The organism is Vibrio sinaloensis DSM 21326, from assembly GCF_000189275.1.
In the GTDB taxonomy this organism is placed as follows: domain Bacteria; phylum Pseudomonadota; class Gammaproteobacteria; order Enterobacterales; family Vibrionaceae; genus Vibrio; species Vibrio sinaloensis.
Map to the genome: position 1 here is coordinate 1 of NZ_AEVT01000013.1, position 24218 is coordinate 24218.

The window sequence follows — 24218 nt, forward strand, 5'->3', positions numbered from 1 at the left end:
ACAGCAACAATGAGATTGTGGGTCCGCAAAGGATAACGATAATAAGCAATGATAACAAAAAAAATTTAGAAAGAATATTAACTTTCATCAATTTTTTGCGTTAATAGTTGAATCCTTCAACTAAATTTTAGTTTTAGGCCCAGGTATTGGAAGTGAGAGAGTCGTATGAGTAATAAAGCGGGTTTAGTACACAGCTTACGCGATGGACAAAAGTACATGGATACTTGGCCAATGCGTAAAGAGCTCAATTTACTGTTTCCAGAGCAGCGCATCATCAAAGCAACGCGTTTTGGCGTTAAGGTTATGCCTGCCATCGCTGCGATCAGCGTGCTCACCCAGATGGCGTTCAATAACTACAATGCAATGCCGCAAGCCGTGATTATCGCGTTGTTTGCGATAAGTATGCCGATTCAAGGGATGTGGTGGTTAGGCAATCGTTCCAATACACAGTTGCCGCCAGCATTAGCAGGCTGGTATAGAGAGATCCACCAGAAAATTGTCGAAAGTGGTTGTGCGTTAGAGCCAATGAAATCACGCCCTCGTTATAAAGAGCTTGCGCAGATCTTAAATCGTGCCTTTCGTCAGCTAGATAAAAGCGCCTTGGAGCGTTGGTTCTAAAAAACAATCGCATACGGGAGCACTTTGTTCCCGTTTATCTGTGCCGTATCGGATCTCTTCTCGCGAGAGGTCAGGGGACAGGTTGTTCACTCCTTTTTATTCCATAAATGGTGTTTCGTTGTTCCTGCTGGAACGGTTAACTCGACAACTTCCATCTTTTCAAATAAAAAACGCCCACCAAAGTGAGCGCTTTTTACTATTTGTTATGTCTCAACATTAGTTGAACATAGCGATTGCGTCAGCTGGGTCTACGTATTCTAGATCGAAGCTTTCTGCTACTTCTTTACAGGTAACTTTACCGTGAATAACGTTTAGACCTTCTAGGAAACCTTTGTCGTCTAGAAGCGCTTCGCGATAGCCCTTGTTCGCTAGCTTAACAATGTAAGGTAATGTTGCATTGTTCAGTGCAAAAGTAGAGGTACGAGCAACCGCGCCTGGCATGTTCGCTACACAGTAGTGAACTACATCATCTACGATGTAGGTTGGTTCTGCGTGTGTTGTCGCGTGTGAAGTCTCAAAACAGCCGCCTTGGTCGATTGCAACGTCAACCACTGCCGCGCCCGGTTTCATCTTAGCGATGTGCTCTTTGGTTACCAGTTTAGGTGCTGCTGCGCCTGGGATTAGAACTGCGCCGATGACTAGGTCTGCTTCTAGAACATGCTTCTCAATAGCGTCTTCTGTAGAGTAAACCACTTTTGCGCGACCTTGGAACTCTTCGTCTAGGCGACGTAGAGTATCAACGTTACGGTCTAGGATGGTTACGTCCGCACGCAGGCCAACTGCCATACGAGCCGCATTCGCGCCAACAACGCCGCCGCCAACAACGACAACTTTCGCTGGCTCAACACCTGGAACGCCGCCAAGCAGAAGGCCACGGCCACCGTGAGATTTCTCTAGAGTTTGTGCACCTGCTTGAATAGACATGCGACCTGCAACCTCAGACATTGGCGCAAGTAGTGGCAAGCGACCCATATTATCTGTTACAGTCTCATATGCTATGCAGACAGCTTTGCTCTTGATTAGCTCATCAGTTTGTGGAAAATCTGGTGCTAGGTGCAAATATGTAAATAAAATTTGCCCTTCTCGAAGCATTGCGCGCTCGACAGCTTGAGGTTCTTTAACCTTTACAATCATTTCTGCTTGCGCGAAAACGTCGGCAGCAGTAGGAAGAATGGATGCGCCTACAGCGATGTAATCATCGTCTGAAAAACCGATGCCTGAACCGGCATTAGTTTCAACAAAAACTTGGTGACCTTGAGACACAAGCTCGCGAACGCTCGCTGGGATCATGCCAACACGGTATTCGTGGTTTTTGATTTCCTTAGGTACGCCAATGATCATCCTGAATCCTCATTTTATATTGGTTGTGTAAACTATAGTGGTTGTATTAACTGTATGTAGGGTAATTCTGTCGAATTAATATCTAGTATAGATATGATTGAATAAAATTTGATACTGAATATTAAAAAGTTGTAGTATATTTTTTTGCAAGGAAGTAATAAGGTGGAATAAAAAATGGCAGACAACAATAAAAAGCCGTCCAAGGATCTAGACCGCATTGACCGCAACATTCTTAATGAGTTGCAAAAAGACGGTCGAATTTCGAATGTAGAGCTCTCTAAGCGTGTGGGCCTTTCTCCGACACCGTGTTTGGAGCGTGTGCGTCGTTTAGAGCGTCAAGGTTACATTACGGGTTATACAGCGTTGTTAAACCCTCAGTATCTAGATGCGTCTCTATTGGTATTTGTTGAAATTACGTTAAATCGTGGTGCGCCAGATGTGTTTGAACAGTTCAATACGGCTGTTCAGAAGCTAGATGATATTCAAGAGTGTCATCTGGTATCAGGGGATTTCGATTACCTATTGAAAACGCGCGTATCGGATATGAGTGCTTACCGTAAGCTATTGGGTGATACTCTGCTACGTCTTCCAGGTGTGAATGACACTCGTACCTACGTGGTTATGGAAGAAGTGAAGCAAACCAATCAGCTGGTTATCAAAACTCGCTAATTGGTGAAATACCTTTCGATATTCTGACTTTAGGGAATTGGGTTTTAAGCCCTGATATGGTTAAATCGATAGTCCGAGCAGCCTTGTTGCTCGGACTATTTTTTTTCTTACCGATTCGCGTTTGTTTAGTCGGTTTCTTCTATAGATAAGTTGGTTATGTTCAAAGAGAACAAAAATAAAGTCGAAACAATAATCAAAACCGGGGAAGAGGTTCAACCTTCTCGCCTGACAGGTCCACAACGTCTAAAAGAGTGCAGTCTAATTGTGATTGTGCTGCTCTCTATATTGGTGTCCGTCGCATTAATGACATACAGCCCTGCAGATCCATCTTGGTCTCAAACTGCCTGGGGTGGAGAGATCGACAATGCCGGTGGTTTGGTCGGTGCTTGGTTCGCAGATACCTTATTTTTCACGTTTGGCTCTTTGGCATACCCGATCCCATTCATCATTACCGTCACTGCGTGGGTCATGCTACGTAAGCGTGATGAAGATGATCCTATTGATTTGATGCTTTGGGGAACTCGACTTTTAGGCTTAACTATCTTGATTCTGACAAGTTGTGGCTTAGCAGACATCAACTTCGATGATATTTGGTTCTTTTCATCGGGCGGCGTGATTGGGGATGTTCTAACGAGTTTAGCTTTGCCGACTCTGAATGTTCTGGGTACTACGTTAGTGCTTTTGTTCCTATGGGGCGCAGGTTTAACTCTACTTACCGGTATTTCTTGGCTAACTATCGTCGATTGGTTGGGTGACAGGACGATAGCTGGGTTCACCAAACTACTGAATCGCCTTCGAGGTGAACGCGAAGAGGTGTTAGAGCCTCAGTTAAATGCGGCAAAATATGCGGAACCGACTGCACCTATCAAACAGAGCGAGCCAGAGTATGACACGCAGCCTGATGTGGCTGTTCAGCATGATGCTCAAGCTGCCGAGAAAAAGCGTTTTAACATTCATATGCCAGAGCCGCGCCAAGAGCCGGTGTTTAATGAGCCTCCAGTTGTGGAAGAGCCTGCGCCAATGGTTGTTGAACCTGAGCCAGTTATTGAGCCTACTTATCATCAACCTGTTCAACCAGTTGAGCCAGCGGTTGAAGTTTCTCAGCCAGTGCAGGTTGAATCGCAACCAGAGCGAACTCGCCAATTGGGTGCAACGATTGAAGAGCTTGAAGAGGCTGCTCAAAGAGAAGATGATTTCGCACCAACAGCAGGTCAATACAGTCCAGACGCCTACCAGTCTGCGCCTGAAGCTCAGGAAGCGATGCCATTGCCAGAAGAGTCGTCGATGCCATGGAATACGTTGGAGGAGGCTGTTGATGATAGAGAAGTCACCCAACCGGTTATCAGTTCTCACGAACTGGAACAGATTGTTGAGCAGGTTGAACCTGAACCAAAACATCAAGAGCCCGTGATTTCAAGCTTTGATGTTGCTGAAGATAGTGAGCCTCAAACACCTTACATGCCACCAGTCGACGCACAACCGCACGCAGTTGAGATTGAAGAGGTGACTCATGATGACCAAGATGTCGCTGCATTCCAAAATATTGTTGCCGATGCGCAAGCGAAAGTGGTAGCTCAGCAAAATCCATTCTTAGTTCAGCGAGAGCAAAACTTGCCGAAGCCAGCAGAGCCAATGCCTACGCTAGAGCTGCTTTATCACCCCGAGAAGCGAGACAACTTTATTGATCGTGATGCACTTGAGGAGATCGCACGCCTAGTTGAAGCAAAACTGGCGGATTATAAGATCAAAGCTGAAGTGGTGGATATTTTCCCAGGTCCAGTGATTACTCGTTTTGAGCTGGACTTGGCTCCGGGCGTTAAAGTAAGCCGTATTTCTGGCCTATCCATGGACTTGGCGCGTTCGCTATCTGCGATGGCGGTGCGAGTCGTGGAAGTGATTCCGGGCAAACCTTATGTTGGCTTAGAGCTGCCAAACATGAGCCGTCAAACGGTGTTCTTCTCTGATGTGGTCGGCAGTCAGCAATTCATTGAGGCAAAATCTCCGACAACGGTTGTGCTTGGTCAAGATATCGCTGGTGAAGCAGTGGTCGCAGATCTATCGAAAATGCCGCATGTACTTGTTGCGGGTACAACGGGTTCAGGTAAATCCGTCGGTGTGAACGTGATGATTCTGAGTATGCTTTACAAAGCAACACCAGAAGATGTTCGCTTCATTATGATTGACCCGAAAATGCTCGAACTATCGGTCTATGAAGGTATTCCACATCTATTGTCGGAAGTGGTTACTGATATGAAGGATGCCTCCAATGCTCTACGTTGGTGTGTGGGAGAGATGGAGCGTCGTTATAAGCTAATGTCAGCACTGGGTGTACGAAACATTAAAGGTTTTAACGATAAGTTGAAGATGGCGGCTGACGCAGGCCACCCAATCCATGATCCTCTCTGGCAGCCGGGAGATAACATGGATGAGTTGCCACCGCTGCTTGAAAAACTGCCATACATTGTGGTGATTGTTGATGAGTTTGCTGACCTAATGATGGTCGTGGGCAAGAAAGTGGAAGAGTTGATTGCTCGACTGGCACAGAAAGCGCGTGCAGCCGGTATTCACTTGATTCTTGCGACTCAACGTCCATCTGTTGATGTTATCACCGGTTTGATCAAGGCTAACATTCCGACTCGTGTTGCGTTTACGGTATCAACCAAAACGGACTCTCGTACCATTCTTGACCAAGGTGGCGCCGAGTCGTTGCTTGGTATGGGTGACATGCTGTATCTACCGCCGGGCTCTAGTCATACAGTACGTGTTCACGGTGCGTTTGCATCAGACGATGATGTCCATGCTGTAGTGAACAACTGGAAAGCGCGCGGTAAACCAAACTATATCGAAGAGATCACCAATGGTGATCAGGGGCCAGAAGCGCTACTGCCAGGTGAGAAGCCTGAAGGTGACGAAGACATGGATCCACTGTTCGATCAGGTTGTGGAGCACGTGGTGCAGTCGCGTCGTGGTTCTGTTTCAGGTGTTCAGCGTCGCTTTAAGATTGGCTACAACCGAGCGGCTCGCATTGTTGAGCAGTTAGAGGCGCAAGGTATCGTCAGTGCTCCGGGGCACAATGGTAACCGTGAAGTACTTGCACCAGCACCAGGGCGTGAGATGAACTAACGCGATTGCTCGGGTTTGAAAACGTAAAAAAGGGTTGACGTATCACGTCAACCCTTTTTTATTGCGACTATTAATTAGTGGCGTTTGTTTTTAGCAAACTGAGCGATGACCACGATGGTTAACGCCACTAAGTTTCCGGCAAAGATAACCACAAGCCACTGCGGCATAGAAAGCGTCATAAACTGCCATACGACTTTACTGCAATCACCATAGGCTTCGAACAGCCAAGGTGCCCATTGATTCAGCGGAGCCCAATCAGGGAAAGTCACGAATAAGTCACAAGTCGCAAAGGGGGATGGGTTGAACTGATAATCGACGTGCTGCATCGATAGAGCCAAACCTTTGTAAGCACTTGCCCCCCATGCTGCCAAGCCTAACCAACGAACAACTGGATTGTTTGGTGCAATGAGGCCGATGAGCGCAGCTCCTCCAACGCCAAACATAGCGACGCGTTCGTAAATACACATCACACACGGTGACAGCATCATGACGTGTTGGAAGAATAACGCGCAAGCTTCGAAGAAAATGACAAAGGCAAGCAGAAGAAACCAAGACAGGCGACCTTGGGAGAAAGATTTAATCGCTGAAAGTATGTACACAGAGAGGTCCTGTAATAATAAAAAAGCTCTGACTAATCAGAGCTTTTTATCGTGGAAAAGTTTCAGTAGCAACAAAAACTTTTTAAAAAATGGCTTAGTGACCACCAGATACGGCGTGGATCACTTCCCCCGTGTGAGGGGCAATCCAGCCTGCATCGTAGAACCAGGCCGTCATCGGCTCAACAAAGAAGATGATGCCTGCAAGGCCGACTAAAGCAAGTACGATGGTGTATGGCAATGCCATGATAACCATGCGCCCATAAGACAAACGAATAAGTGGCGCCAGTGCCGAAGTCAGTAGGAACAAGAAGGCCGCTTGTCCGTTTGGTGTTGCAACGGATGGTAGGTTCGTACCTGTGTTGATTGCTACCGCGAGCAGGTCAAATTGGTCACGGGTGATGATGCCTTCAACCAGTGCAGTCTTCACTTCATTGATGTATACGGTACCAACGAACACGTTATCAGATACCATAGAAAGCACACCGTTTGCTATGTAGAACAGCGCAAGCTGCGTGCCTTTATCTTCAACGTGAAGCACCGCATCGATCACTGGTTTAAACAGCTCTTGGTCAATGATGACAGCAACGACAGCAAAGAAAACGGCCAGAAGGGCGGTGAAGGGTAGAGCTTCTTCAAACGCTTTGCCCATTGAGTGTTCTTCGATGACACCCGTAAATGCGGTTGCGAGAATGATAACAGATAGACCAATTAGACCCACGGCAGCAAGGTGCAGAGCGAGACCGACAATCAGCCACACCGCGATGAAACCTTGTACCCACAGCTTGGCAACGTCTTGCTTTGTGCGTGTTTTGCGCTCTTCGCGATCGAAATCAACTAAGATCTGACGAACGTTATCAGGTAGGCGCGCGCCGTAACCACAAATCTTAAGTTTTTCTACCAATACGCAGGTAATTAGGCCACATATGAAAACCGGAGCCGTAACTGGCAACATGCGGATGATGAACTCACCAAATAACCAGTCTGCTTGGTCTGCAATGATCAGGTTTTGAGGTTCTCCCACCATGGTCATTACGCCACCAAGCGCGGTACCTACACCCGCATGCATAAGCAGAGAGCGTAAGAATGCACGGTAGTTTTCTAAGTCATCACGAGTAAGCTCTGATAAGTGGTCATCTTGAGTATGATCGTGTGTTGCACTTGTACCTTGGCCTGATGCTACCTTGTGGTAAATCGCGTAGAAACCTACGGCCACACTGATCACTACGGCAATCACTGTTAGTGCGTCTAGGAATGCGGATAGAAACGCTGCCGCGAAACAGAACGCAACAGAAAGCATGCTCTTTGAGCGAATACCCAACAGTATCTTAGTAAAGATGAACAGCAGAAGCTGCTTCATGAAATAGATACCAGCAACCATAAAGACAAGTAGCAGTAGAACTTCAATGTTGGCTACCAGTTCGTGTTTTACTTGCTCGGGGCTCGTCATACCGATGGCAATAGCTTCAATCGCAAGTAAGCCGCCGGGTTGAAGAGGGTAGCACTTTAACGCCATTGCGAGCGTGAAGATAAATTCAGCGACGAGTAACCAACCTGCTACAAATGGGTCGACTAAGAAGAAAACCAATGGGTTGATGATAAGAAAAGAAATGATGGCAACTTTGTACCAATCTGGGGCTTTACCAAGAAAGTTCTTAATAAACGCATTTCCGAGTGACATCGGCATGATCGTAATACTCTTAAATGTTGTTATGAATAGACACTGCGCGTGCTTGTATCCATAAATCGGAGAAAACCCAATGTACGCCGTTTTTCTTGCCTAAGAACGGCTTCTATTGCAATTTGGGGAAACAAACCCGATCCAACAGTGACTTAGAAAAATAACATCAACAATTTTGAGATGTGATCTTGCCAAGTCACTCCCTGAGAAAGACAAGCACTCCTTACTTTGGCCGCCACTCTACTCTTAGATAGAATTTAGTCAATGGTTAACTTGAAACTGATAATTGTATTAACAGAGTTTTGTCAAAAAACGCGATCAAAGTGGCGTAAACATAGCATAAGAGTTGTTAAAAACAATCCTTAGTGGCAGTAAGACGTTCAAATGTGAGAATAAGAAAGAATATGTGATTATATTGAATGAAAATTGAGGATTATTAATGCAAATTTTCAATCTTAGATTTTGAATCTGAAGCCAGTTATATCGGGCGCTTCGCAATGTTACAATTTTATTAAAGTTAGAAATAAGTCGCTTTTTGTTAGTTGGTATTATTCACTTTAGCTGACCATCAATTAGAGTAATTGCTTTACTCAAGTTTGAGACGAAGATTACGTTGCGGCGGTTTCCGATAAGCAAAAACTAGTGGTATGATGAGTTTCTATCAGACCCATAAGAATACATACTGGATAATACATAGATGGTCATAAAGGCAAAGAGCCCAGCGGGTTTCGCGGAGAAATACATCATCGAGAGTATTTGGAAAGGCCGCTTCCCTCCAGGCTCAATTTTACCTGCAGAACGCGAGCTCTCCGAACTTATTGGTGTTACCCGCACCACATTACGTGAAGTGTTACAAAGACTAGCCCGTGATGGTTGGTTAACAATCCAACATGGTAAGCCAACTCGTGTAAACCAGTTCATGGAAACATCAGGTTTGCATATTCTTGATACCTTGATGACACTTGACGCAGATAACGCGACCTCTATCGTTGAGGATCTGCTGGCTGCACGTACCAATATCAGCCCAATCTTTATGCGTTATGCTTTCAAAGCAAATAAAGAGAACTCCGAGAAAACAATCAGCTCTGTGATTGAGTCTTGTGAGTCCTTGATGGCCGCTGAATCTTGGGATGCGTTCATGCAGTCCTCTCCATATGCGGAAAAGATTCAACAGCACATCAAAGACGACGGTGAGAAGGACGAAGCAGTACGCCAAGCGACACTCATCGCAAAAACGTTCAATTTCTACGATTACATGCTGTTCCAACGTCTAGCTTTCCATTCTGGCAACCAGATCTACGGCTTGATCTTTAACGGTTTGAAAAAACTGTACGACCGCGTAGGTAGCTACTATTTCTCGAGCCCAGAAGCTCGCAATCTTGCGTTGGCTTTCTACCGTGAACTGTTGGATGTATGTGAGTCGGGTGACCGCGACCGTATCCTAGTTGTGGTTCGTAACTATGGTATGGAAAGTGCGCAAATATGGAATAAGATGAAGCTCACTTTACCGACCAACTTTACTGAAGACGATTGCTAATTCGCTTTCAGCAATAAAAAACCGCCATATTTGGCGGTTTTTTTGTTACTAAGCGAGTTAACAATCTGCACACTCTTCTTCGTTGCCCCCGGCCTCTTTAAACCAAAGGGTCAAGTGTGCTTTTAGATCTTTGAGCTCGTCAGGGCCGATCAGCGCTAAGCCAAGATCCTCTGCACGAGTGATGTCGTTGTGGCGTAATGGACGGAAGCTGACTAACATTGCTCTCGCTTGCAATCCGCCGAGCAAGTCGCGTAAAGATTCCAGCTTATATAGCGTGTCGTCCCCGTCATCTCGCATTCCCTTAGTCTTACATTCAATGATGTGCAGCTTATTGTTGACCACTGACGCCACATCAAGCTCGTTACGAACCTCTCGTTCACCAAGCTGGCGGTATACCTGAACGTTGAGAGAGTGATCTTGGATAGTCGGCATATCTTGCTGTATTTGGCGTACCGTACTGTGAACTAAGGTCTCAAGCCACTCGCCATTTGAAAAACGACGAGCGTCTTCGTTGGCAAACGTCAAGACTCCGTTTTCGTAGGTCGCAATCTCAGCTTCTACCAAGTCACTCAGCAACATGTTGAGTTCGCGATACCCTTGCTGTTTCTCAGACAACTCGACATCTAGCTTTTGCTCTTTGCGACAAGTCGTTGCGAGGTAGTTGAGGGTGGCGAGTCCTGGCCCTAATTCAAGCGCATTACTTGCCCAGCGCTCTCCCAGTTCATACAGCTTCTGGTCTAATTGCGGAGGCAGTTCTTGCTCATTGAATTCACCTCTTGCGCCAAAGATAGTGAGGTAGTCATCAATGGTAATCCGATCTTGTACTTGGGTGTCTTCTTTTCCGTCAGGGTAGAGCCAGCATAGGCGATCGCTATTGGGCTCGACGACAAAAATAGGCCAGTGATAAGTGCGGAATATTTCATAAACAGACAACAAACGGTGACGCAGACCACAGCTAGCGTTGAGCTTGACTTCTTCATTGCGCGCTTTCAAATCTTGGGCGAGTATGGTCACCGCCTGCTTAATCTGAGAGGTGTTGGCAACATTGGGAATCTCGAAAAACTCTGACGTAATTTGGCGTTTCTCAAGTACGCTATGCAGTCGCAAGTACATCTCTTCTTGTGCTTTAACTCCAATGAATACGATGTGGTTACTGATAGTACGATTATCGAGTAACGGAGTGACCAACCGAATTGGGTCTTGGTCGATGATGCCAACATGTACTGCCATAAAATTTCCTTGTGCATGGCTTGCAAAAAGGGAAGCGAAAAAGGAGCAAGCCTATTAACCATATGATGACACGGGATATAAAAAACAAGGGCGACTAACAAAATTAGTCGCCCTTGGTGTCACTCCGATCAATTTATAGCTTGAATTGGTGGACTAAATCCCCTTGTTGATTAGCAAGCTGAGTCAGGTCACTACTGGTCTGCGCGATCTCTTCCATCGCCTGATAACTTTGTTCAGCAATCAGGTTTATTTCTTCAATGTTGCGCGCAATATCGCTTGAGGTTTCGCTTTGCTCAGCGGCAGCTTGAGAAATCTGGCCGCTCATTTGGCTAATCTCTAAGATTAGGGCTTGAATCTCTTCCATCGCGCTGTTGGCGTTAGAGGCTTGTTCCACAGACTGCTCCATATCATCCATACAACTTTGAATAACTTTGTTTGCAGATGTGGAGCTGGTTTGCAAGTTACTGATCATATTTTCAATTTCAGAGGTCGACTCTGTGGTTCGTTGAGCCAGTACACGTACTTCATCGGCGACCACGGCAAAACCTCGGCCTTGCTCACCTGCACGCGCAGCTTCGATAGCTGCATTTAAAGCAAGCAGATTCGTTTGTTCAGCAATGTTGCGAATGACATCGAGTATCGAGCCGATTTGGCTACTCATATCTTGCAGGTCTTTTACTGCGTCTACCGACTGAGTTAAACGGCTCTCAAGTTGGTTGATGGTCGTAATGTTGTTGCTCATAATTTGACGACCAGATTCGGAGGCACCTTCGACACGCTCGACCATCTGTTGTGAACTTTGCGCGCTCTGTGCAACCTCTTGAACTGAGTGAGACATCTCTGTCATCGCCGTCGCTACCGTTGCCGTCTGCTCACGTTGCTGGCTCAATTGGCTTTGCGCCTTCGTAGAAGTCGACTGGTTGGTGTTAGCTGTCGAGGTGAGGTTGTCCGAAGCGTCATTTAGCTTCACTAAGATATTGTGTAAGCTGTCGGCCAAAGTGTTGATATGACCGCTAACACGACTGAATTCGTTGTCGTAACGAATGTCGATGCGTTTAGTCATGTCGCCATTGGTCAAGTGCTCGAGTGTTTTTAGGATTCGTGTTAGTGGCTCGCGCACACTATGAGCAATGTGATAGCCAACCCCGATGGCGAGGATAATAACAATGGCGCTTATCACAACAGAACGAATCACACCCTGTTCGTACACTTCTCCAGCTTCTAGTAGAGAAGCGTGAAGCCCATCTTGAGCAACTTGACTAAACGAGTTCAATACCGCCATTGTGGCATCGACTTCTTGAGTCAGATTAGCAATGTTGGCATACAGAGCATCTTTCGCTAATAGGTAAGACGCATGCTGGTCGAGAACGCCGCCTTTCTTACCCACATCAGTAGTAAATTGCTGCACTGATTCGTCAAACACCTTTTTGATTTCGGGCATTTGAGTGGTGAGACCACGGTATGCGTAGTTAAGGTGTGTGACTGCCTTCTTGTTTTTAGCGACGGCTTTTTCTACGAGCGCCGTATCGCTACTCGCTAGTGCGTCAGAAGTGATTATCTCGGCATCTTTCAGCTTGATGAAGTAGCTTTTTGCCATCACCTTAACGGAAATGCTGCTTTGGTCATCAACATACTCCTTCATGCCAACGCTCAACTCGGAGTGCAAGCGCTGGAATTGTCGAGTCGACTTTTGCACTTTTTCTTGTGCCGCAAACATCTGACGGTAGTTTTCCATCGCTTCTTCTGCTTCAGTGAAGTAGCGATCTTCCATCTCTTTTAGTTGGGCAATGCTTTGCTCAAGCTCTGTATCAGTGGAGCTGGCGCTCTCTAGCTGAATTAATGCTTGAGCGTAATTTGATTTAGCGTCATCAAATTGCGCAGAAATTTCTGCCATTCGCTCAAAACTCTGCGTGGTTAAAAAGTCTTTAAAAAGTTTGTCCGCAGATAGCAGTGATACGCTGGTGTTGTTTGCCTGTGATACAAGTGGAAGCGATGTGTTTGAAACGCTTTCAAAGTTGGTGTGGATTTGTTGCATTCCTCGCATTGTCATTACGGTGGTAATAACAAAAGTGATTATGATCAATGCAAAGCCAGCATACATACGCCTGATTACTGAGCCCTTCATAGACCTCTCCCTAAATTATAGTTGTCTTAAAAAACTAACAAAAAGAGAGATATTTTATTGATAGTGAGACGCGCATTTTATGACGCACAATACAAAATTAGTTCATTGATAGTGACCGTATGGTGTTTATATTTAATGAACAATGTTTTTTATTGTGATTTCATGCGGCTTGGCGCATACTCGACAACTATAATTAATGTAAATGCCGACAGTGGAGAGCTTCATGGCTGAAGAAACCATTTTTAGTAAGATCATCCGTAAGGAAATTCCCGCAGATGTTGTTTATCAAGATGATCTTGTCACCGCTTTTCGTGATATTAACCCTCGTGCGCCAAGTCACATTTTGATCATCCCTAACAAGCTGATTCCAACCGTTAATGATGTCGCAGATGAAGATGAAGCTTTGATGGGGCGTATGTTTGTTGTGGCGCGCAAGTTAGCCAAAGAAGAAGGGATCGCAGAAGACGGTTACCGACTGATTGTTAACTGTAACTCATATGGCGGCCAAGAAGTTTATCATATCCACATGCATCTGGTTGGTGGTCGCCCGCTAGGTCCTATGCTAATGAGCTAACGATTTAAACGTCATGATGAGTCGTTGGTTGGGGAACTAATTTTTCCTTCCGGCGTCAGAGGCCAATATTCATAATTATTAAGTTACTGGAGTTCGAGGTGCGTAGACACGTTCAACTCGTATTCGTTGTAGTTAGTTCGACCATTCTTAGTGCATGCGCCAACCTTTCTGCGGGGAATCTTTTTAGCCACTACAGTGCGCAGAATCAGCAAGTGTATCAGGCGGTGAAATCCGGTCAGTATCAAGAGGCCGAAGAAGCCCTGCCTGATTTTGTTGCTGGTGATATCCTCGATAATTTCGAGAAGGGACGAGTGTATTTGCTCAACCAGCAGTATGAGCAAAGTAAAGCCGCGCTTACGTCGAGTGACGTTGCGGTTCGAGTGCAGCAGGACCAGGCGACCGTTTCAGTATCGGAAACAGCCACAAGTATTAGCTCGTTGGCGGTAAATGATAATTTGAGCACGTACCAGCCTGCGGATTATGAGCTGGGTTTTCTTCATCTGTACCTTGGTGTTAACTACATCAAAGAAAACAGTCTCGAAGGGGCTTTGGTCGAAATGCGCCGTGCTAATCAGGTGCAAGAGCAAGCTCGTAAAGAGCGAGAGAAAGAGCTGGAATCTGCGCAACGAGATCTTGAATCACAGGGATTGACGCCCAATTTAGGCAGTGTTTTATCCAACTATCCGGATGCAGGGAAAACGCTGCAAGCGGTGCAAAATGGTTACTTGTTCTACCTTTCAGCTCTGCTGTATGAAGCAGACAATGACCTAAATAGTGCTTATGTCGATTATCGTCGCGCACTCGCCGTGATGCCTGATAATGCGTCAGTCATCGATGGCACCAAGCGTGTGGCGAAACGATTAGGCATGCGTTCAGATTTATCCAAACTAGAAAAGCGTTACGGAAAAGCTGAATTACTAGGTAAACAGCAATCAAGAGTAATTGTCCTTGAAGAGCAAGGTGTCGTTGAAGCGATGCGAGAGTGGCGTCAATCATTACCTTTGTTTGATAGCCGTGGCAACGGAGTTTGGTATAGCGTGGCTTTGCCTTATTACCCATCTGTTACACGCAGTCAGTATGCCGATTTCAGTTTGAATGACAAGACATTGAAAAGCGACTTATTGGCCGACGTCAATGTCATGGCGCAACGAGATTTATCGGAGCGTATGCCTGCTATGGTGATTCGACAGGCGCTTCGAGTATGGGCCAAAGATCAGATTCGCCGAGAAGCGGCTAAGAAAGAAGACGACATTGGCAACCTGGTGCTGAATGTATGGAATACATTGACTGAGCAACCAGACACGCGCAGCTGGCAAACGTTGCCTGCTCAAGTTCGGAGCACCAGCTCGGTCGTAGAACCAGGTAAGCAGGTAATACAGGTCGATGGTCAGACGCATGAGTTTCAATTGCAAGCCGGACAAACGGCTTTGGTTTGGGTTTCACGTCAAGGTGGCAATGCTACAATTTGGCATAAACAGTTAGGAAACATCCGATGAAAAAATGGTTTATGGCGGCAATCGCCGCGTTAGTTTTAGCGGGTTGTGCGGACAATACTGCAGGCCTACGTATTGATGGTGCATCGCAAACAGTGTTGTTCGGCGATAACGTGCTAGCTGGTCGTTTAACAATCGAAGACATTGCAACGACTGAGGTCGATGGGCGAGCTCGTGGTGTCGTTCGTCTTTCAAGCCAGTATCAAGGTGATCAGGCGATTCAATATCGCTTTTACTGGTATGACGACAATGGCTTGGAAGTGAATACTAAGCAAGGACCATGGCGTCAAGCCATTGTACGCGGTATGGAGTCCTTCGCTATTTCAGAAGTATCAATAAACCCGAATGGAACTCAATTCAGAGTTCAAATTCGTGAAAATAACAACTAAATCGAACTAAAGTCTTTTCTCTTTAGTCCAACACAATAATTCATGGAAATTTGAGGAACCAAGAATGAAAAAAAGTGTTATCGCATTGCTTGGCTTAGCTGTCATTTTAGGCGGGTGTTCTAACAAAGTTAGTTACGGTGATGCTCAAGCAGTAGAAACCACCACAATTGACTTTGGTTCAACGGACCTACAAAAGATTGCTGGTGACATGGTCGACAGTATGATGATGTCTGGATCGGTTGCGGCGATTACGCGTGATTCGCGCCCAATTGTATTTGTTGAGCGCATCAAGAACAAAACCAGTGAACACATCGATACCGAATCGATCACTGACACTATCAGTACCAAAATGTTGAATTCGGGTAAGTTCCGCTTTGTTGACATGGACCGCGTTGAATCTGTTCGTGAACAGCTTAACTTCCAAAACAACGATGAGTTGATTAACCAAAGCACAGCGATTCAGTTTGGTAAAATGGTCGGCGCTCAGTACATGTTGTACGGCAACCTATCGAGCATCGCGAAAAATGCGGGCAGCGACAAAGACGTTTACTACAAAATGACGATGCGTTTGATGGATCTAGAAACGGGCCTTATCGAGTGGGCTGATGAAACCGAGATCCGTAAACAGGAATCTAAGAGCCTACTTGGGTTCTAATTGAAATGAGGTGATGTATGGCAAGGATGTCATGGCAAGAAGCATGTCAGTTAGATTCATCATTAATTAGCCTAGATCACTTCTTTTCCATGCCCCCAGATTATGCGCAAACGCTCACTGGGGGCTTAACCAACCGCTGCTGGAAGATCGTTGCCTATGACGGTCATGCCTATGTCTGGCGCCCCAATACTCCCATTACTAAAGCATTTTCCATTTCTCGATTTCAAGAGTATCAAATACTCAGTGCCATTGAGGACTCACACCTTTCTCCCGCGGCTGTCTATATTAACGACCAAGGGTTATTAGTTGACTGGATCGAAGGAGACTCGCTGAGAGATCAGCTTTCAATTGATTCACTGCTGAAAACCATGGCAAAGATCCACGAGCTTGATACGGGGCGGATCCCTGTGGCTCCGTTTAACTATACCGCGCGAGTCGATCACTATTGGATGCTATTGAGGGAAGAGTTCAAAGTGGCCAAATACGAAGACATCTATCGTCAATGGCGAAAAGCGCCTGCACTGGCGGATGTGGGGTCGACCTTATGCCATTTCGACCTCGCAGGTTACAACATGGTACACACGCCAGAAGGGAACAAGGTCATAGATTGGGAATATGCAGCGATTGCTGACCCACGTTTAGATCTGACTCTTAGTATTGATGTGATGGCGGAAAAGCCTTTAGAAGCAGTCTATCGTTATTGCCAACTCCGCCAAATCGAGGGGGTCGATGATTGGGTTGAAGGCGTAATGGCTTGGAAGCCGCGTGCCACAATGATGGCAATGCTTTGGTACTTACTCGCCTATCAGCTCTGGGGTGATGAGCAATATTTAACCCAAGCCGAAAAAATTAGCGCCACATTTTGCAGTTAAGATCACTGTTTAGTTGTTCTGAAGGTTGATTCGTGTCTCGTGCGCTTTTAAACCCTATTATTCATGGTAGATTTAAGAGAGAAGGAGTGGGGGAATTCTAAATGATTATCTATTTACACGGTTTCGATTCAACAAGCCCAGGCAACCATGAAAAGGTTTTGCAACTGCAGTTTATCGACGAAGATGTGCGTTTTATCAACTACAGCACATTACATCCAAAGCACGACATGCAGCATCTGTTGAAAGAAGTTCATAAAGTGATTGAGCAATCCGATGATCCTAACCCAATAATTTGTGGTGTAGGCTTGGGGGGCTACTGGTCCGAACGTATTGGCTTTTTATGTGGTATTAAACAGGTCATCTTTAATCCTAATTTGCACCCAGAGAAGACCATGCAGGGGCGAATTGATCGCCCGGAAGAGTATGAAGACATTGCAACTAAATGCGTCGAAAAGTTTCGAGTTAAGAATAATGGCCGCTGTTTGGTTGTGCTGTCAAAAGACGATGAAATACATGACAACAGCAAGACGGCTGCAGAGCTTGAGGATTATTACGATATCATCTGGGATGAGACTCAGACGCATAAGTTCAAGAAAATTTCTCAGCACTTACAAACAATGAAAGCGTTTAAGCAAACCCGTTAGCGCCGTTAAAAGTCCGTTTGAATACAAAAGCGACAGGTTAACCCCTATCGCTTTTTTCTTGTCCAAATCGACGATAATCCTTACAAATTTAGATGAGATATACGCAATCTATAGTTGCGTAGCAAGTTTTGCCCTATATAATGACTGCACTACAAATTTTTTGATAAATATCAAAAAAAATTGAGAGCAAGTAAAAAACTTGCCCAGTATCTGCGAGTAATGTTGCTAAGCAGTGTCGAGCTATTGAGCTCGCTTATCCAAATAACGTGTCGTATGACAATCGAAGCCTCTAAGAGCCCGAAATGTAAGACTGAAATCATTCAGCGATTGGCTCAAAAAGAACAGAATTTTCTCTGCTTGAGTGATCAGGCAGATACCTATTATTTTTTACTTTTTAGAGGAATGTGACTGTGACACGAATTATCGTTGTAGGCGGTGGTGCAGGTGGTTTAGAGCTTGTTACCAAACTAGGTCGCACATTGGGTCGTAAAGGACGTGCGAAAGTAACATTGGTGGACCGTAAAGCGAGCCACTTATGGAAACCTCTTTTACACGAAGTTGCGACAGGCTCACTCGATGAAGGTGTGGATGCGCTAAGTTATCGAGCACATGCTAAGAATCATCATTTTGATTTCCAAATGGGTAGCCTAGAAGACATCGATCGTGATCGTAAAGTGATTAAGCTGCGTGAACTGAAAGATGAACATGGTGAACTGTTAATGCCAGGCCGTGAGCTAGAATACGACATTCTCGTGATGGCAATTGGTTCCACTTCTAATGACTTCAATACCCCAGGTGTTCGTGAACACTGTATTTTCCTTGATAGCCCAGAGCAAGCTCACCGTTTCCGTACAGAAATGAACAACGAGTTTCTAAAGCTTCATGCCAAAAACGGTAATGGTACGGTTGATATTGCCATTGTTGGCGCAGGTGCTACAGGCGTAGAGCTGTCTGCAGAATTGCATAACGCAGTGAAAGAATTACGTACTTACGGTTTTGGTGATTTAGATTCGAGCAAACTAAACGTTAACTTGGTTGAAGCCGGCGAACGTATTTTACCAGCCTTACCCCCTCGTATTTCTGGTGCAGCACATCAAGAGTTAACCAAGCTTGGCGTGAACGTACGCACCGCGACTATGGTGACGCAAGCAGACGCAGACGGTTTGACAACCAAAGACGGTGAGAAGATTTCTGCTCAAATTATGGTTTGGGCTGCGGGTATTAAAGCGCCAGACTTCATCAAAGACATCGCAGGTTTAGAAACGAACCGAATCAATCAGCTAGTGGTAAAAGATACGCTGCAGACCACTCGCGATGACAATATATTTGTCATTGGAGATTTAGCTCAGTGTACTCAAGCGGATGGTTCTTTTGTTCCGCCAAGAGCGCAAGCCGCACATCAAATGTCGAGCTGTGCGTTTGCCAACATCGTTGCTAAGTTGAATGGCCGTGACCTCAAACCTTATATCTACAAAGATAAAGGATCTTTGGTATCACTGAGCCGTTTTTCGACAGTTGGCAGCTTGATGGGGAATTTGACCAAAGGTTCCATGATGGTAGAAGGTCGTATCGCACGCGTGGTGTACATTTCACTCTATCGCCTTCACCAAATGGCACTGCATGGCATGTTTAAAACGGGTCTTATTATCTTGATGGGACGCATCAATCGAGTTCTTCGTCCGAACTTGAAGCTGCATTAATCATCAGATGAACAATAAAAAGAGCGCTAACAAAGCGCTCTTTTTTGTTCTACGGAATCACTGAAAAAACCAATCCATCTTTAGGTTTACCATCATAAACAAAGCGATTACGTGCTCTAGTTTCAAAGCGTGCGCCACATTGTAAAGCTAGCTCTTGGCTAGCTTCATTTTCAGGGTCGCAAACAATTTCCACACGGGTTATTTTCAATTGCTCAAAGCAGAATGTAATCAAGCTTTGCAGCGCCTCTTTTCCATAGCCGCTGCGTTGATGGTTATCGGCAATCCAATAGCCCAGACTGACCATGTTAAAGGTATGGTAAAGCTCATTAATCGCAACCATGCCGAGAAGCTCGTTATCCGCTCGGCGGTACACACCAAATCCGTAGGCCTCTGATTTTACCCAGTTTAGCCTTGTCGCGAGAAGAAAGCGCTCTGCTTGCTCAAAAGAGAAATCAGCCTGACACCAATCAATCCACCGATGCAGTGATGGAGAGCGTTGAACGCAATGCTGCAGTTTTAGGGCGTCTTCATGAGGAATGAGCCTAAGCTCTAATCGAGGTGTGATAATGCAGTAATCAGACGTCATAGTTCAACCTTCAAAACAAAGCAGCTCAAGGTGAGCTGCTTTAAAGATAGTTGTTTAATTACTTGAAGACTATTGCCTTTTAATTGACTCGGCGTACCTGAATAAGGACACCCATTAAAGGATGGTCTAGGAAGTGTGTTTCGCTGCTACGCATTCTGCGTTTTTGATCGATACGGTAGCTCTTTAAAAACTCTTGCTTTTCGACCGTTGGAGCGACTTGCTCCATAAGACCCGCCTCTACCACACCTTGGTTGTCAGCAACGACATTTTCTTCGTTCACATCACTGTTTACTGCATCGATGCTAATAGGATCCTGTAGCACGACCTCGCGTACGCTCGGTGCTTTTAGATCCATTTCTACATCTGCATACAGGTAATGTTCAACATACACTTGTAGTTTTCCATCTAGCTCATATAGCGCTTTAGGAACACTGCTTTCAGTCACGCCATCGAGGACTTCTGTTGATTGTTTCGCGCCTTTCTTTGAGCCGTCTGCATTAAAGCTGCTTGAGTAGTCTCGACCTGCTTGGATGTGGAAGGTTGGTGCCGATAGGCGGCCTTTGTCTCCTTGGCGCCAAGCTTTGTGTAATAGGACTTGGAAGCCAGCGTGCTTTTTAAGTCTTGCGACCTCGTTGTTTAGCTTGTACGACGAGTAGGGCAAAATTTGCACACCTTTTCGCGCTCTGAAATTAGCGTTGGCAAACGAGCCTACCCCATTCATGTCGATCGCAGATGGATTATTCGGCCATGACTCAGTGGTTTGCTCTGGGTTGACTGCGCGCTTAAAAACGACCACTTCTATATCAAATTGACGCTGTGCCCAAGTAGGCAATGCGACAAAAAAGAGTAATAGTGGGATCAGCTTTTTCATTACAACTCCATAATGCGGACTACTAGCCGCGGATAGTTAAATAGCCTTAAGGGGCTTTGGGTAACAAGTTTTGTTGAAATTCCGTCAACATATCAGCGACAAATTGAACTCGTTTGCGTCTATCGGCTAATGGTACCGTAAACTTAAACTTAGTGGGGCCATCCAGTGCGAATTTTTGTGGCTGAGACTGCAATAGTTTAACCAAATACATTGGGTTTATGTCAGCATCCGGATAGAACTCAATGTAACCGCCTTTTTCATGCGCTTCAATTTTCTTCACTTTCAGCTCAGCAGCATGAAGTTTGAGATCTGAAATCGACAGAAGATTTTTGGTTGCATCGGGCAGAAGGCCAAAGCGGTCGATCAGTTCCACTTTGAGATCATCGAGCTCTTGCTTGTTACTCACACTGGCGATCTGCTTGTACATCGATAGGCGAGTGTTGATGTCAGGTATGTAGTCATCAGGGAGGAGTGCAGGTAAGCGCATTTCCACTTCAGTCTGCTCTCGAAGTAAGTCATCAAGAGATGGTTCTTTCCCTTCTTTCAACGCTTCGACGGCCTGCTCAAGCATCTCCATGTAAAGGGTAAATCCAATGGATTGAATTTGACCACTTTGTTCGTCTCCCAGCAGTTCACCAGCCCCACGAATTTCTAGATCGTGGGTCGCTAAGGTAAAGCCTGCGCCAAGATCTTCTAGGGAGGCAATGGCATCTAGACGTTTGATGGCATCTTTGGTCATTGCCTTAGGGTGAGGCGTTAACAAGTAAGCGTATGCTTGGTGGTGGGAGCGCCCGACGCGACCACGCAACTGATGAAGCTGAGCAAGACCTAGGTTATCTGCTCTATCCATAATGATCGTGTTGGCTGTGGGTACATCGATACCAGTTTCTATGATGGTTGTACACACCAACAGGTTAAAACGCTGATGGTAAAAATCATTCATAATGCGCTCAAGCTCGCGCTCTCGCATCTGACCATGGGCGACGGTAATACGAGCTTCTGGGATCAGTTTCTCAAGGTCCGCTGCCACTTTCTCGATTGTGTCGACTTGGTTATGTAGGAAGTAAACCTGACCACCGCGCATAATTTCACGTAACACAGCTTCGCGTACGACCGCATCGTCACTTTGTCTAACAAAGGTTTTTATCGCAAGTCGACGTGCTGGTGGCGTTGCGATAATCGAAAGATCACGCATGCCGCTCATTGCCATGTTGAGGGTTCTTGGAATTGGTGTCGCGGTAAGCGTTAAGATATCGACATCTGCTCGCATCGCCTTCATTTTTTCTTTTTGACGAACACCAAATCGATGCTCTTCATCGACGATCAATAAACCAAGATCTTTAAATTTAATGTCGTTAGAAAGTAACTTGTGAGTGCCTACTACTAAATCGACTTTACCATCTTCTATGTCTTGTAAGACTTGCTTTTGCTCTTTGGCAGTCTTGAAACGAGATAACACTTCGACACGAATTGGTAAGTTGGCAAATCGGTCGCGGAAGTTTTCGAAATGTTGCTGAGCGAGGAGGGTGGTTGGAACCAATACCGCGACTTGCTTGCCGTTATCGGTGGCAAGGAACGCTGCTCGCATCGCAACTTCTGTCTTACCAAAGCCCACATCACCACAGACTAATCGGTCCATGGCTTTTGCCTGACACATATCAGACATCACGGCATTTATCGCGATTTTTTGGTCATCGGTCTCTTCAAATGGGAAACCCGCTTTAAATGTGGCGTATTGGCCGCGGTCTAGCTCGAACTTATAGCCGGGTTTAAGCTCTCGCTTAGCATAAACATCCAGCAGCTCTGCTGCGACATCGCGAACTTTTTCGGCGGCCTTACGGCGCGCTTTAGCCCATGCTTCTCCGCCAAGCTTATGTAGGGGCGCACTCTCTTCAGCCCCTCCTGAATAGCGACTGATCAGGTTTAATGAAGCAACAGGTACGTAGAGCTTGGCATCATTTTGATACTCTAGTGTCACGTACTCAGTTGTCATTCCACCAGCTTCCAAGGTTTGTAAGCCGATATAGCGACCAATACCATGGTCAATATGCACTACAGGCTGACCCGGTTTGAGTTCAGCCAGGTTGCGGATAACCGCATCGCTGTTGGTTGTCTTGCGGTCTTTGCGGCGACGCTGTATGACACGATCACCCAGAAGGTCGCTCTCGCATAGTAGGGCTAACTGCTCATTGCCATAGAGGAAACCGTGTTCTGCCGCGCCAAGGATCAATGTAAACTTCTCACCGCAGGTCAACGCTTCGCCAAAGTTAGCCATTTCTGTTGGACGTAATTTAATTCGCTGCAACAGTTCAAGCAGTGCTTCTCTGCGTCCTTCAGATTCAACCGAGAAAATGATCTGTCCCGAGTAAGATTCACTAAACTGACGAAGTGCAGCCATAGGCTCTTTATTTTGATGTTGCACAGCCAGATCTGGTAATGAACGTACATCCGGGTTGGTTCGGCCTTGCTTTTCAACAAGGGCATCGGTGGACAAATGAATTTGTGGTAACGCCTTAAACCGACTGAATAACTCATCTTTTTTCAGCCACAGTTCTTCTGGAGGTAGCAGTGGACGCAGAGGATCGACTTTTCGCTGATCAAAGCGATAATCGACATCGGCCAAAAACGTATCTATCGCCGCTTCGATGTCTCCGACGTACACTAATTGGCTGTCCTCGGCGATATAGTCGAACAGAGTTTCGGTTTGTTCAAAAAACAGAGGCTGCCAGTATTCGATACCTGCGGGCCACGTCCCTTTGGACACTTGCATGTAAACCGATTCAGGTTCACGACGGGCTTCGAAACGCTGGCGCCAGCGAATGCGGAAGTCTTCAATCGCGGTTTCTGTGGTCGGAAACTCATGGGCAGGAAGCAGGCGAATCTCATTTACGTCGTCAATAGAACGTTGATTCTCTGGGTCAAAGGTGCGTATTGTGTCAATTTCATCGTCGAAGAAATCAATTCTGAAAGGATCTGAGGAGCCCATTGGAAAGAGGTCGAGAATGGATCCTCGGCTCGCGTATTCGCCGGGACCAAATACTTGATCAACATGTCGATATCCAGACTTCTCAAGTTGCAGGCGTAGTTTATCCAAAGAGTAAAGGTCGCCTGCTTTGACCATCAAAGTGTGCTGCATCAAGTAATCTCTAGGAGATTGACGTTGCAGCAAGGTGCTCACAGGTACGATGGTAATACCGCTGGTCTGAGTCGGTAATTGATACAGTTTAGCGATCCGATCAGAAATGATTTCCTGGTGAGGAGAGAAGTTGTCATAAGGCAGTGTTTCCCAATCTGGAAATAGCGAAACATCTTGCTCGGTAAACTGCTCTATTTCTTGCAGTAACTTGAGTGCGGTTTGCGGGTCTGGAACGGCAAGTAGCGTGTGGCTCGAGTGCTGGTTAGCCAGTTCTGCAATCGCTATTGCAAGGCTCGCCCCTTGCAAGTTTCCGACGTGTTTTTTGTCTCCGGCTCCTGTCGCGTTGGCCAGATTAAAAAGAGTGGTATCAGGCATCAT

19 protein-coding genes are annotated in these 24218 nt (G+C 45.9%); 11 read left to right on the plus strand and 8 right to left on the minus strand.

Going from position 1 to position 24218, the window contains the following annotated elements; translation table 11 throughout:
* Positions 1 to 165 precede the first annotated feature (165 nt).
* Positions 166 to 618 (plus strand): terminus macrodomain insulation protein YfbV, encoded by a 453-nt coding sequence (gene yfbV / locus RH45_RS02625; RefSeq protein WP_008073501.1) that lies wholly within the window; start codon positions 166 to 168, stop codon positions 616 to 618.
* Between the two features lie 216 nt (positions 619 to 834).
* On the opposite strand, the gene ald is transcribed toward yfbV, so the two are convergent.
* Positions 835 to 1959, minus strand: coding sequence for an alanine dehydrogenase (ald, locus tag RH45_RS02630; RefSeq protein ID WP_008073503.1), 1125 nt, complete (start codon positions 1957 to 1959; stop codon positions 835 to 837).
* Positions 1960 to 2133: 174 nt separating this feature from the next.
* On the opposite strand from ald, the gene lrp reads away from it, so the two are divergent.
* Positions 2134 to 2628: a leucine-responsive transcriptional regulator Lrp gene (gene lrp / locus RH45_RS02635; protein WP_004414493.1), complete on the plus strand. Its 495-nt coding sequence runs from the start codon at positions 2134 to 2136 to the stop codon at positions 2626 to 2628.
* A gap of 156 nt (positions 2629 to 2784) precedes the next feature.
* Positions 2785 to 5751, plus strand: coding sequence for a DNA translocase FtsK 4TM domain-containing protein (locus RH45_RS02640; RefSeq protein ID WP_008073515.1), 2967 nt, complete (start codon positions 2785 to 2787; stop codon positions 5749 to 5751).
* A gap of 74 nt (positions 5752 to 5825) precedes the next feature.
* Here RH45_RS02640 and dsbB read toward each other — a convergent pair whose 3' ends face one another.
* Positions 5826 to 6350: a disulfide bond formation protein DsbB gene (gene dsbB / locus RH45_RS02645; RefSeq protein ID WP_008073521.1), complete on the minus strand. Its 525-nt coding sequence runs from the start codon at positions 6348 to 6350 to the stop codon at positions 5826 to 5828.
* A 94-nt stretch (positions 6351 to 6444) separates the two neighbouring features.
* The gene (gene nhaB, locus RH45_RS02650; protein WP_008073522.1) at positions 6445 to 8034 is read right to left on the minus strand and encodes a Na(+)/H(+) antiporter NhaB; all 1590 of its coding nucleotides are present in this window, start codon (positions 8032 to 8034) and stop codon (positions 6445 to 6447) included.
* Between the two features lie 691 nt (positions 8035 to 8725).
* Here nhaB and fadR point away from each other — a divergent pair.
* A complete protein-coding gene (fadR, locus tag RH45_RS02655; protein ID WP_008073524.1) occupies positions 8726 to 9565 on the plus strand; it encodes a fatty acid metabolism transcriptional regulator FadR in 840 nt (279 codons plus the stop codon).
* A gap of 57 nt (positions 9566 to 9622) precedes the next feature.
* Here fadR and RH45_RS02660 read toward each other — a convergent pair whose 3' ends face one another.
* Together RH45_RS02660 and RH45_RS02665 are read right to left on the minus strand one after the other, a co-directional pair.
* The gene (locus RH45_RS02660) at positions 9623 to 10795 is read right to left on the minus strand and encodes a DUF1887 family protein (protein WP_008073526.1); all 1173 of its coding nucleotides are present in this window, start codon (positions 10793 to 10795) and stop codon (positions 9623 to 9625) included.
* 133 nt (positions 10796 to 10928) lie between these two features.
* Positions 10929 to 12920, minus strand: coding sequence for a HAMP domain-containing methyl-accepting chemotaxis protein (locus tag RH45_RS02665; protein ID WP_008073528.1), 1992 nt, complete (start codon positions 12918 to 12920; stop codon positions 10929 to 10931).
* Between the two features lie 223 nt (positions 12921 to 13143).
* Between RH45_RS02665 and hinT the strand changes: the two genes are divergently transcribed.
* The 7 genes from hinT (at position 13144) to RH45_RS02700 (ending at position 19247) form a co-directional block, all read left to right on the plus strand.
* Complete coding sequence (gene hinT, locus RH45_RS02670) at positions 13144 to 13494, plus strand: purine nucleoside phosphoramidase (protein ID WP_008073529.1); 351 nt, start codon at positions 13144 to 13146, stop codon at positions 13492 to 13494.
* Positions 13495 to 13592: 98 nt separating this feature from the next.
* Positions 13593 to 14990, plus strand: coding sequence for a COG3014 family protein (locus RH45_RS02675; RefSeq protein WP_008073530.1), 1398 nt, complete (start codon positions 13593 to 13595; stop codon positions 14988 to 14990).
* Positions 14987 to 15376, plus strand: coding sequence for a YcfL family protein (locus RH45_RS02680; protein WP_008073531.1), 390 nt, complete (start codon positions 14987 to 14989; stop codon positions 15374 to 15376). Before RH45_RS02675 ends, RH45_RS02680 begins: the two co-directional genes overlap by 4 nt.
* Before the next feature lie 64 nt (positions 15377 to 15440).
* Positions 15441 to 16031, plus strand: coding sequence for a penicillin-binding protein activator LpoB (lpoB, locus tag RH45_RS02685; RefSeq protein WP_008073532.1), 591 nt, complete (start codon positions 15441 to 15443; stop codon positions 16029 to 16031).
* Positions 16032 to 16048: 17 nt separating this feature from the next.
* Complete coding sequence (locus RH45_RS02690) at positions 16049 to 16903, plus strand: phosphotransferase (protein ID WP_039958150.1); 855 nt, start codon at positions 16049 to 16051, stop codon at positions 16901 to 16903.
* A gap of 101 nt (positions 16904 to 17004) precedes the next feature.
* Positions 17005 to 17547, plus strand: a complete 543-nt coding sequence (gene ycfP / locus RH45_RS02695) for an alpha/beta hydrolase YcfP (protein WP_008073536.1) — start codon at positions 17005 to 17007, stop codon at positions 17545 to 17547.
* A gap of 410 nt (positions 17548 to 17957) precedes the next feature.
* Positions 17958 to 19247, plus strand: coding sequence for an NAD(P)/FAD-dependent oxidoreductase (locus tag RH45_RS02700; protein WP_008073538.1), 1290 nt, complete (start codon positions 17958 to 17960; stop codon positions 19245 to 19247).
* Between the two features lie 49 nt (positions 19248 to 19296).
* Here RH45_RS02700 and RH45_RS02705 read toward each other — a convergent pair whose 3' ends face one another.
* The 3 genes from RH45_RS02705 to mfd all read right to left on the minus strand — a co-directional run bounded on the left by RH45_RS02705 (position 19297) and on the right by mfd (position 24215).
* Positions 19297 to 19833 (minus strand): GNAT family N-acetyltransferase, encoded by a 537-nt coding sequence (locus RH45_RS02705; RefSeq protein ID WP_008073540.1) that lies wholly within the window; start codon positions 19831 to 19833, stop codon positions 19297 to 19299.
* Between the two features lie 79 nt (positions 19834 to 19912).
* Positions 19913 to 20704: a peptidoglycan binding protein CsiV gene (locus RH45_RS02710; RefSeq protein WP_008073543.1), complete on the minus strand. Its 792-nt coding sequence runs from the start codon at positions 20702 to 20704 to the stop codon at positions 19913 to 19915.
* 46 nt (positions 20705 to 20750) lie between these two features.
* Positions 20751 to 24215: a transcription-repair coupling factor gene (mfd, locus tag RH45_RS02715; protein ID WP_008073545.1), complete on the minus strand. Its 3465-nt coding sequence runs from the start codon at positions 24213 to 24215 to the stop codon at positions 20751 to 20753.
* Positions 24216 to 24218 lie beyond the last annotated feature (3 nt).

What these genes read in the sequence shown, in the direction of transcription:
- RH45_RS02680 (WP_008073531.1), top strand. Translation starts at nt 14,987, where the DNA reads ATGAAAAAATGGTTTATGGCGGCAATCGCCGCGTTAGTTTTAGCGGGT.
- lpoB (WP_008073532.1), top strand. Translation starts at nt 15,441, where the DNA reads ATGAAAAAAAGTGTTATCGCATTGCTTGGCTTAGCTGTCATTTTAGGC.
- RH45_RS02640 (WP_008073515.1), top strand. Translation starts at nt 2,785, where the DNA reads ATGTTCAAAGAGAACAAAAATAAAGTCGAAACAATAATCAAAACCGGG.
- hinT (WP_008073529.1), top strand. Translation starts at nt 13,144, where the DNA reads ATGGCTGAAGAAACCATTTTTAGTAAGATCATCCGTAAGGAAATTCCC.
- RH45_RS02705 (WP_008073540.1), bottom strand. Translation starts at nt 19,833, where the DNA reads ATGACGTCTGATTACTGCATTATCACACCTCGATTAGAGCTTAGGCTC.
- RH45_RS02710 (WP_008073543.1), bottom strand. Translation starts at nt 20,704, where the DNA reads ATGAAAAAGCTGATCCCACTATTACTCTTTTTTGTCGCATTGCCTACT.
- RH45_RS02665 (WP_008073528.1), bottom strand. Translation starts at nt 12,920, where the DNA reads ATGAAGGGCTCAGTAATCAGGCGTATGTATGCTGGCTTTGCATTGATC.
- ald (WP_008073503.1), bottom strand. Translation starts at nt 1,959, where the DNA reads ATGATCATTGGCGTACCTAAGGAAATCAAAAACCACGAATACCGTGTT.
- yfbV (WP_008073501.1), top strand. Translation starts at nt 166, where the DNA reads ATGAGTAATAAAGCGGGTTTAGTACACAGCTTACGCGATGGACAAAAG.
- lrp (WP_004414493.1), top strand. Translation starts at nt 2,134, where the DNA reads ATGGCAGACAACAATAAAAAGCCGTCCAAGGATCTAGACCGCATTGAC.
- ycfP (WP_008073536.1), top strand. Translation starts at nt 17,005, where the DNA reads ATGATTATCTATTTACACGGTTTCGATTCAACAAGCCCAGGCAACCAT.
- RH45_RS02690 (WP_039958150.1), top strand. Translation starts at nt 16,049, where the DNA reads ATGGCAAGGATGTCATGGCAAGAAGCATGTCAGTTAGATTCATCATTA.
- RH45_RS02660 (WP_008073526.1), bottom strand. Translation starts at nt 10,795, where the DNA reads ATGGCAGTACATGTTGGCATCATCGACCAAGACCCAATTCGGTTGGTC.
- fadR (WP_008073524.1), top strand. Translation starts at nt 8,726, where the DNA reads ATGGTCATAAAGGCAAAGAGCCCAGCGGGTTTCGCGGAGAAATACATC.
- nhaB (WP_008073522.1), bottom strand. Translation starts at nt 8,034, where the DNA reads ATGCCGATGTCACTCGGAAATGCGTTTATTAAGAACTTTCTTGGTAAA.
- mfd (WP_008073545.1), bottom strand. Translation starts at nt 24,215, where the DNA reads ATGCCTGATACCACTCTTTTTAATCTGGCCAACGCGACAGGAGCCGGA.